Here is a 9,369-nt window from a genome sequence, read left to right as displayed (position 1 = left end):
AAGCTGATCTTTTTTGTCCGAACAGCGTTCGGATTAATTTTACAATCTACCATTATGTATTTTGAGTCAATTCGCATTTGGCCAGACGGTTGATTTAACGCGATTACAGCCGACTGGGATTACGGCACTGACCGCGACGGACTGCCAACAAGCACAACAAGCGGGTTATCAGCTAAAATTGTTGGCGCAAGCGGAACGGCATGGTTCGAATTTATATGTGCGCGTGGCACCAACTGCGATTCCACAAACGAGCGCGTTGAGCCAAGTGGCCGGCGTTCAAAATGGCGTCGCAATTACTAGTGATGCCATTGGGGACAGCTTATATACTGGTCCGGGTGCTGGTAGTACGGCCACTGCCAACAGTGTATTGAATGATGTTTTAGTAGCCGCTAATCATTTGGTAACAGCGACGCGGGGACTGGCATTTAATCGCAATCACGTTCAGTTACGGGTACACGCGCTGGACCAGTTACCACAACGGTATTTATTAGTGTCATCGTTATCGCGGTTGACGCTTCAGACCTACGCTAATGAAGTCGATTTCTCAATTCAACCAACGGCGGGGCCGGCGTTGATCACGACGGCCGTCACGCCGACCCAATTGGCCCAACTGCAACGGCTGACAACGATTAATGGTCAAGCACAAGTAACGGCGATTCCTATCGCTTTTTCAACGCAACCAGCGGCCGCAGCTGTAACCGCGATTCAGGCAGTGAGTTAATAATTAGCATATTTGTAAAAAGGCGCTTAGATACAGTATACTGTGTCTAGGTGTCTTTTTAGGTTAAAGACCCGTGGACTAGCGGTTTTTATCGCGCTTGGGAAAGTTAGCGTGACGCCAGTACGGTGACGCTAATGAGTCAGTAGTTGACTGACGCTTAACCTGACATGTGTTGGTCGGGTGAAGATGCACTGGCACGACTTGCTGAAATGTGTTGGTACCGACAGCGGCCTGCGCTTAGCAGCTACCCGTCGGCCCCAACACTCTGAATTGGAGTTGAAATTATGAAAATTGCGGTCGTCACTGATAGTTCCGCAAACCTTTCGCCGCGCGCTGCGGCGGATTATAAAATTACGGTTGTTAATGATCCAATTATGTTCGGTAATCACGTTTATCATGAAAATGTGGATATTACTGCCGATCAGTTTTATCGTCTCTTAAAAGTCGAAAAAGATATTCCCACGATTTCCCAAATCTCAATGCCGGAAATGCAACAAGTTTTTGATGACTTGCAAGCGGCTGGGTATGACCAAGTCTTAGTGATCGGGTTGAGTAGTGGAATTAGTGGTTACGTCAATAATCTCAAGGCTTTTGCGCCCTCCGTTAAGGGCATCGACGTCCAAGTTTTTGATTCCCGGACGGCGTGTGCGGGGACTGCTAATATGGTGAAACTTGCCGCCGCCATGGCCTTGGCGGGTTATGACATGGACACGATTTTAGCGCAACTAACCCGGTTACGGTCAACCACGAAGACCGTCTTTATCGTCAATAGCATGAAGCACCTCGTCAAAAATGGCCGCATCTACAATAATAGTAGTTTGGCGGGAACGATGGTGCTCCGTAACAAGCCAATTATCACCTTTAATGATCATGGTAAGATTCAAGTCTTAGGTAAAGAACGGACGCTGAAAAATGCGCAACAAGCCGTTCAAGATACGTTTGACCGCTTTGTAATTACGAATCAATTACCAGTTCGGCTCGATATTATTAGTGCTAATGACACGGAAATTGCGGAAGATTGGGCGAGTGAATTACGCTATCAATTCCCAGCCGTACGGGTCAAGACCGGTGAAATTGGCCCATTGATGGGAGTCTTAACGGGTGAACATGCGTTAGGCGTTATTTGGTCATTAGACTGGAAACCGTTATTAACGAGTTTAAACCAAGCCCAAGATTAATATAATTAAGTTGAAACTGCGTTAGAATCTTAAGTTAACCGTGATTAACTTAAGATTCTTTTTTTACCACGGAAAAGTTTGACATTCAGCTTAAATGATATTATGGTTAAAACATTAAAAGTTGATGAAAAAGCCGATAAGTAGTTGCCGGAGTCATCAAGTTGTCATGCGAAGCAAGCACCGTTAGTTGGGAAGGTGTGATGGCAAGTTGATTAAAGGGTAACTATGGCGCGAACTTTACGAGGTTCGCTGGGGGCACCCATTACCGTGCAGCGTTTAGTTTTTTTGAACGTGTCGAGGAATAACGTGTGAGCGTTATTTAAAGTAAGGTGGTAACCCGTGAAAACGTCCTTTGGATTTTAGATCCAGAGGGCGTTTTTGTCGTCACTTTTAATTGATCAAACCACACATAATTTTTTAATTCCTGTTCATTTGGGACACATAGCGAACACATAGGCAGCATGACCCAACACACATAAAGGTTACACATAGTCACAACATATTATAAAAGATTTACACATATTGAGTAGTTGAAAGGAAGTTTTTGTTTATGAAATACGGCATGATTGGCGCGGGCGCCATGGGATATCGGTACGGCGTGATGTTACAAGAAAACGCCGGGGTCCAAGTGGATTTTATTGAAACGTGGGCACCCAATATCGAGCAAGTCAAAGCCCAAGGTGGTGTTACGGTGGCGCGGGACCATGCTAACCAGCACGTGGTCCCGATTAACATTTATACGCCGGAAGATTATACCGGTCATCCCGATGTGTGGATTGTTTTCAAGAAGCAAATGCAGTTAGCCGATGAATTAAAGCGAGATGCGCCGTTATTTCATGAGGATCAATACGTTTTTTCAGCGATGAATGGCATGGGGCACTTTGAAAAGTTAGCCGATTACTTTCCACCAGAACAAATTGTCGGGGGTACGGCGATGATTGCGACGGTGTTGAATGGTCCGGGTAACGTTGATTTCATGGGACCGGTGGGCAGCGAAACGATGCATATGAGTAAATATGCGGGCGACATGGATGCGACAACGCAAACGATGATGAACGATTTTAAAACAGCGGGACTCAATCCAATCTGGTCGGATAACTTTATGGGCATGTGCATGTCTAAAGTGGTGTTTAACGCCGTAACGAATAGTTTGTGTACGATGTTTGAAATTCAAATGGGGCAATTCATCGAATATCCGGGCGTCAAAGATATGGCGACGCAACTCTTCAACGAAGCGTACGATGCTTGTGAACGCGCGGGGATTAAGTTAATTGAAACTCGGCAAGCTGAAATTGATTCAGTTGAAACGGTCAGCCACGCTTATAAGTACCATTACCCATCAATGTATCAAGATTTTGCGAACGGGCGGCCAACCGAAGTCGACTATATTAACGGCTACATCGCTAAAATTGGTCGCGAACATGACTATGTCTGTCGCGTGCATGAGTTCGTGACCCACGAAGTCCACTTGGCCGAAATGATGCGCCAATCTAAAAAAAGTGAAGTTTGACGATTACATATGAAAAAGTTCTGATTAATTTCAGAACTTTTTTCATTTTTATAAATACTTAATTTAATAAGGTTGGTACCGCTACCTTTTGTATTGGTCTATACATGAAAATAAGACCGATGCTTTCATGGAACTCCTTGTTGTGATAGGATTTAGAACGTGTTAGAAAACGTAACAGGGAGAAATTGGTATGAAGACATATTTTCAGAGGATTGGGCAATCACTAATGTTGCCGATTGCCACTTTACCGGCAGCGGCGATTCTAGTGGGGCTAGGTAACTACTTACCAAAAACATGGATCTTATCACGATTCATGATTAATGGTGGCGACGTGGTTTTAAATAACCTCGCGCTATTATTTGCGGTCGGCTTAGCAGTCGGCATGTCAAAAGACAAGGATGGGGCCGCGGCGGTGGCCGGGGTCGTGGCTTATTTAGTGCCAACCACGATGCTACAACCAACCGGTGATAACGGCTTGGCGAACTTATTAGGCATTAAGATTGCCAATGTGCCAGATGCTTTCAAGTACGTGAACCAAAACGTCTTAGTCGGTATTTGTGCCGGGTTAATTGCGGCCGCGCTTTATAATAAGTTCCATGAAGTTAAGTTACCAATGGCGTTGTCATTTTTCAGTGGGAAACGCTTAGTGCCAATCGTATCCGCGTTCGTGATGCTATTTTTCACGGCGGCCATGTATTTTGTTTGGCCAACGGTTTACGATGCTATGGTGTTATTTGCCACTAGCATTTCCAAACTTGGCTTTGTGGGAGCGGCCTTATACGGCTTCTTTAACCGATTGTTGATTCCAACCGGGTTGCATCACGCCTTGAATTCGGTCTTTTGGTTCAACGTGGCCGGAATCAATGATATTGGTAAATTCTGGTCAAGTAATGGGGTCAAAGGGGTTACCGGGATGTATGAAGCCGGCTTCTTCCCCGTCATGATGTTTGGCCTACCAGCCGGGGCTTACGCCATTTATCGCAATGCGTTGCCAGAACGGAAAAAGGAAACCGGGTCCTTAATGTTAGCCGGCGCCTTTGCGTCGTTTTTCACCGGGGTCACGGAACCCCTTGAATTCTCATTCATGTTCGTGGCATGGCCATTGTACGTGTTACATGCATGCTTTATGGGCTTGTCACTCGGCTTTGCGGCCTTTATGCATTGGACGGCTAGTTTCTCATTTAGTGGTGGTCTCGTGGACTACTTGCTAAGCTTTCGGATGCCGTTGGCGAACCAACCTTACATGTTAATCGTGCAAGGGTTAGTACTCGCCGTTATTTATTATTTTGGTTTTGATTTTGCAATCAAGAAATTTAATTTAAAGACGCCCGGTCGCGAACCAGTGGCCGCAACTGAAACAGCGGCGGTGGTTGATACGGACCCCGCGGACGATAAATATATGAAACAAGCGAAACAAATTTATGCCGCTATTGGTGGGCATGATAATATTAGCGTGATTAATAATTGTACGACGCGCTTACGGCTACAATTGAAAGACACCGCTAAAGTTGACCAACCAGCTGTTAAAGCGGCGGGCGTCCCTGGCTTGAACGTGTTAGATGTACACAATATCCACATCGTTATCGGGACCGAAGTTCAATTCGTCGCGGAAGCTTTACAAAAGTTATTCAGTGGTGAAGTGAGTGCGGCGCCAGTTGCTGGTCCGGCGGTTGAAACCACTGCGACGGCGGCTACAGCACCAAACGCCGATGTGCCTGTGACGACCATCTTACAAGCACCGGCCACGGGTTCTTTGATGCCGATTAGCGAAGTTGCTGATGATACTTTTGCACAAAAATTATTAGGTGACGGCTATGCGGTCGAACCAACGGATAACGAAATTGTGTCACCGGTCAGTGGGGAAGTCACTAGTATTTTCCCAACGAAGCATGCGCTAGGTTTGAAGACGGCTTCCGGGCTAGAAATCTTATTGCACATGGGTATTAACACCGTTGAAATGAACGGCACGCCGTTTGACTTACACGTCGAAAAGGGCGACCAAATTGCGGCAGGTAGTGCGGTAGCGACTGTTGATTTAGCCGCCATCAAAGCCGCGGGTAAAGCCACGACGATGATGGTCGTGATTACCAACATGGATCACGTCAACAAGTTACAACTAAACGGCAATCAAACCGTGGCAGCCGGCGATATTATCGGCGCAGCGGAATAACTGTAATTTATTGCCGTTGGGCGCCAGCGATAATTCCAGCCGCCGTGGCGACCGGTTCGAGCCAAAGGGCGGTCTCGAACCTCACTTTGAAGCTCAGCACAGTTCGCTAATCTCCAAAGATGTCGGTGTCGTAAGCGCGACAAGAAACGTCGAGCTAACGCCACTTTCACGGCGGCTTCCATTACTGCTGACACACAACTAGAATTGAGATTAGAGTATAAATACCCTCGCTACGATTTTTGTTAACGGTAGCGGGGGTATTTTGTATTGTTAGTTAGTAATTAAGTTTGTGATAGCGATTATAAGCCTAATTTAGAATAGTCCCCAAAAGCGACGGCAATGCCACCGCCGATTAAAATGAGGGCAAAGACGATACTGGTGAATAAGGCCAACGGTGCAAAACTAGCTGTTGCTGAATTGGGGGTCTGCCGTAGTGTCCGGACGTAGCGAAAGGATTGATAGGCTTCAAATAGGCCACCGCCAATGGCGAGTAAGCTCACGATGCTACGAATGATAATTACGTTCATAATAATCACGCTCCTTTTTGTTACTATGAATTATAGCTGTTTTGGTTAGGCAAGCATGAGTGGATTGACGGGTTAGCGTATTGAATTAACCGAACTTAGGCCGAATATTGATATGATAATATAACGAAAAATCGCAGGTCACTGTTATCAATCATACGAGATAACAGTGACCTGCGATTGTGATTCACTGGAGGCGGCAAGCGTACCTAGTGGTAGTTGCTGATTTCAATCAAATTGTTGTCAGGGTCGCGGACGTATAATGAAGTTAATTTGCCGTGCGCACCGGTGCGTTCGACGGGACCTTCAACGATGTCGACGAAATAGCTGCGTAAGTGATGTTCAATGTCTTCAATACTATCCTTAGCAATCAGACATAAATCAGCACTCCCGGGTGTCGGTTGGTCGGCAACGGGTTGATGCGGTTCAGTAATCGTTTGAAAATTAATTTTTTGTTTACCAACTAAGACCGCTTGGCGATCACCGTCAAAAGTTACGACGGGTAAGTCGAAAACTTCATGATAAAACCGCAAGGAGCGGGGAATGTCGGTGACCGTTAAAACGAGATGGTCAATATCGCGAATATTCACAAGTTCAAGTCCTTTCAAAATGGATTCGCTTTCTAGTATACCACGGGGCGACCTCAATTTTGACAAGCATAGTAAATCATAGTAACCTATTAATATCTAAGAAGGAGGACTATTTGTGATAACAATTCGACCAGCCGATCAGGATGACGCGGGCCAGATAGCACCGCTAATTAATATGATCTTTGATGAGATGCAACTTGAGGAACTAGACGACATACCAGAACCTGACTTAGAGCAGGCCATTACTGCCGCGTACCGGACACCAGCTTATTTGTCCGATATGGCAACGACGGTAGTGGCCGAGGCCGATGGTCAAGTAGTTGGGGTGGCGTTTGGTTACCCTGACAAAAATGAGGACGCCGTAGACGAAGTGTTAGCTGAAGTTACGGCGGACAACGATGCGTTTGGTTCAGCCTTTGAAGCTGAAGCAGAAAGTTATGAACATGAATGGTACTTGGACTCCATTGCAGTGGACCCAGCTTACCAGGGCCATGGGATTGGTGGTAAATTATTAGCCGCCTTACCTGAGTATGCCCGGGCAGCTGGACAAAAGCGGATTGGTTTGAACGTTGATATGGCCAATCCGGGTGCCAAGAAGCTGTATGACCGACATGACTATGAAACGGTCGGTATTAAGCCCATTGGGGACCATATGTATTTCCACATGCAATATGAGCTCGATAAGGATTTAGTCATGGCTTAGTGCCGCTAAACCTTAGTTTTGACAGGCCTCGTTAGTCAACGGGGCCTGTTTTGCAGAGTACAAAAATGAAAGTGTAGGATGAAAACAGATGGCTTTACTAGAAGTTACCGACCTGTCGCAAAGTTTTGCGGATCGTAAGTTATACGATGACGCCAACTTTACGTTAGAAAAGGCCGATCATATGGGGATTGTCGGCCAAAATGGGGCCGGTAAGAGTACCTTAATTAAAATTTTAACTGGACAAATTTTGCCGTTAACCGGTGAAATTAAGTGGCAACGCAATTTGCGGACGGGTTATTTAGACCAATATGCCGATATTCCCGCCGGCATGACGTTGTATTCTTTTCTGAAAACGGCGTTCCAACGCCTCTATGATTTAGACGCTAAGATGCAACAATTTTATGCGGATTACGCCGAGAGCATGGACGATGCCCTTTTAGAACGAGCAGGCCGCATTCAAGAAACCTTGGAAGCTAACAACTTTTATGACATTGAAACTGAAATGGAACGGGTGATTACGGGGCTTGGTTTAGATGAAATCGGTCGCGAACACGTCATTTCTGAAATGTCAGGGGGCCAACGTTCCAAGATTATTTTGGCCAAGTTATTATTGGAAAATCCCGATGTCATTATTTTGGATGAACCGACGAACTACTTGGATACCGCGCATATTAGCTGGTTGGAAGATTACTTGAATGGTTTTGAAGGCGCCGTTATGGTGATTTCCCATGATTACGACTTCTTGCAACAAGTCACTAACTGTATTTGTGACGTGGCCTTTGGCAAAATTACGAAGTATCGTGGTGATTTTAAAGCCGCCATGCGTCAAAAAGAAGCGCGTAAAGAAGCCCAATTGAAGGCGTTTGAAAAGCAACAAGTCGTTATCGATAAGGCTGAAAAGTTTATTCGTAAAAACAAAGCCGGTTCGAAGTCGACCATGGCCAAGTCCCGCGAAAAGATGCTGTCTCATTTGGACCGCATTGATCCACCGAGTGAAAATGAACACGCTAAGTTTGCGTTTCCTTATTTAGATACGGGGTCGCAAAATGCGTTGAGTGTCACAAAGCTGTCCGTTGGTTACGGCAAGCCGTTGTTGGCACCGGTGACCTTTACGATGACGAACGGTGAAAAGCTAGCCTTTAAAGGGTTCAACGGGGTTGGTAAATCAACATTGATTAAATCAATCTTAGGCGTGATTCCAGCGTTAGGCGGGAAGTCCAACTTCTCACCATCGGCTAAAATCAATTACTTTAACCAAGATTTAGAGTGGGATAATCCCCAATTGACGCCGTTACAAACGATTCAAAATGACTATCCGACGATGCTACCAAAGACGATTCGGACGAAGTTAGCTAAATGTGGGATTAACGCCGCTAACGCGATGAAGCCCATGCATTTATTAAGTGGTGGGGAACAAACTAAGGTTAAATTAGCCTTGTTGGAACTCATCCCCAGCAATTTCTTAATCATGGACGAACCAACGAACCATTTGGATGATGAAACTAAGGAAGGCTTAAAACGGGCCTTACAGTCGTTCCATGGTAATTTGATTTTAGTTAGCCATGAAAGTAGTTTCGTGGATGGCTGGGTCGATAAAGAGTTGAACGTTGAAAAGTTAAGTTTGAAAGAGCGTCAAGAACTTTAAGTGGCAGTGATTGCTTGCCGCTACCGGCTGATCGTAATTCCAGCCGCCATGGGGACCGGTCCAAGCCTGAGAAGCGGTCTTGGACCTCGCTTTTGAGCCTGAAAAGCAAGTCTCAAAAGTCGTCCGTGGTGTAAACGGGATACAAATCAATCCCGTTAACGCCACCTGCATGGCGGCTTCCATTACGGTCAACCGGCAGCTAAATTGTTTTTTGAAATGGTGTCACTACAATTTTGTAATCGCACTGTTTTCGATGAATTAACGCTAAAATTAGTATATGGTAGATTGTAAAATTAATCCGAACGCTGTTCGGACAAAAAAGATCAGC

Annotated in this window: 8 protein-coding genes; 6 read left to right on the top strand and 2 right to left on the bottom strand. The window is 45.6% G+C overall.

Annotation, left to right across the window (positions count from 1 at the left end; translation table 11 throughout):
• Nucleotides 1–61 precede the first annotated feature (61 nt).
• From DY78_RS05690 to nagE, 4 genes are all read left to right on the top strand, one after another.
• Entirely contained in the window at nucleotides 62–721 is a 660-nt protein-coding gene (locus DY78_RS05690; RefSeq protein WP_024624775.1) for a hypothetical protein, read from the top strand.
• Nucleotides 722–1,005: 284 nt separating this feature from the next.
• Nucleotides 1,006–1,899: a DegV family protein gene (locus DY78_RS05685; RefSeq protein WP_024624774.1), complete on the top strand. Its 894-nt coding sequence runs from the start codon at nucleotides 1,006–1,008 to the stop codon at nucleotides 1,897–1,899.
• A 550-nt stretch (nucleotides 1,900–2,449) separates the two neighbouring features.
• On the top strand, nucleotides 2,450–3,409 hold the full coding sequence (locus DY78_RS05680; RefSeq protein ID WP_024624773.1) for a ketopantoate reductase family protein: 960 nt from the start codon (nucleotides 2,450–2,452) through the stop codon (nucleotides 3,407–3,409).
• Between the two features lie 190 nt (nucleotides 3,410–3,599).
• A complete protein-coding gene (nagE, locus tag DY78_RS05675) occupies nucleotides 3,600–5,579 on the top strand; it encodes an N-acetylglucosamine-specific PTS transporter subunit IIBC (RefSeq protein WP_024624772.1) in 1,980 nt (659 codons plus the stop codon).
• A gap of 299 nt (nucleotides 5,580–5,878) precedes the next feature.
• Here the strand turns inward: nagE and DY78_RS05670 are convergent, their stop codons facing one another.
• Both DY78_RS05670 and DY78_RS05665 read right to left on the bottom strand, forming a co-directional pair.
• Nucleotides 5,879–6,106 (bottom strand): hypothetical protein, encoded by a 228-nt coding sequence (locus tag DY78_RS05670; protein ID WP_024624771.1) that lies wholly within the window; start codon nucleotides 6,104–6,106, stop codon nucleotides 5,879–5,881.
• A gap of 206 nt (nucleotides 6,107–6,312) precedes the next feature.
• Nucleotides 6,313–6,693, bottom strand: coding sequence for a VOC family protein (locus DY78_RS05665; RefSeq protein ID WP_024624770.1), 381 nt, complete (start codon nucleotides 6,691–6,693; stop codon nucleotides 6,313–6,315).
• Between the two features lie 115 nt (nucleotides 6,694–6,808).
• Between DY78_RS05665 and DY78_RS05660 the strand changes: the two genes are divergently transcribed.
• Both DY78_RS05660 and DY78_RS05655 read left to right on the top strand, forming a co-directional pair.
• On the top strand, nucleotides 6,809–7,396 hold the full coding sequence (locus DY78_RS05660) for a GNAT family N-acetyltransferase (RefSeq protein ID WP_024624769.1): 588 nt from the start codon (nucleotides 6,809–6,811) through the stop codon (nucleotides 7,394–7,396).
• A gap of 88 nt (nucleotides 7,397–7,484) precedes the next feature.
• Nucleotides 7,485–9,041 carry an ABC-F family ATP-binding cassette domain-containing protein gene (locus DY78_RS05655; protein WP_024624768.1) on the top strand — a complete coding sequence of 519 codons (1,557 nt, stop codon included), beginning with the start codon at nucleotides 7,485–7,487 and terminating at the stop codon, nucleotides 9,039–9,041.
• Nucleotides 9,042–9,369 lie beyond the last annotated feature (328 nt).

It is taken from the genome of Lactiplantibacillus fabifermentans DSM 21115, assembly GCF_000498955.2.
GTDB classification, from domain to species: Bacteria; Bacillota; Bacilli; order Lactobacillales; family Lactobacillaceae; genus Lactiplantibacillus; species Lactiplantibacillus fabifermentans.
This window is presented reverse-complemented; position numbering and strand designations above follow the sequence as displayed.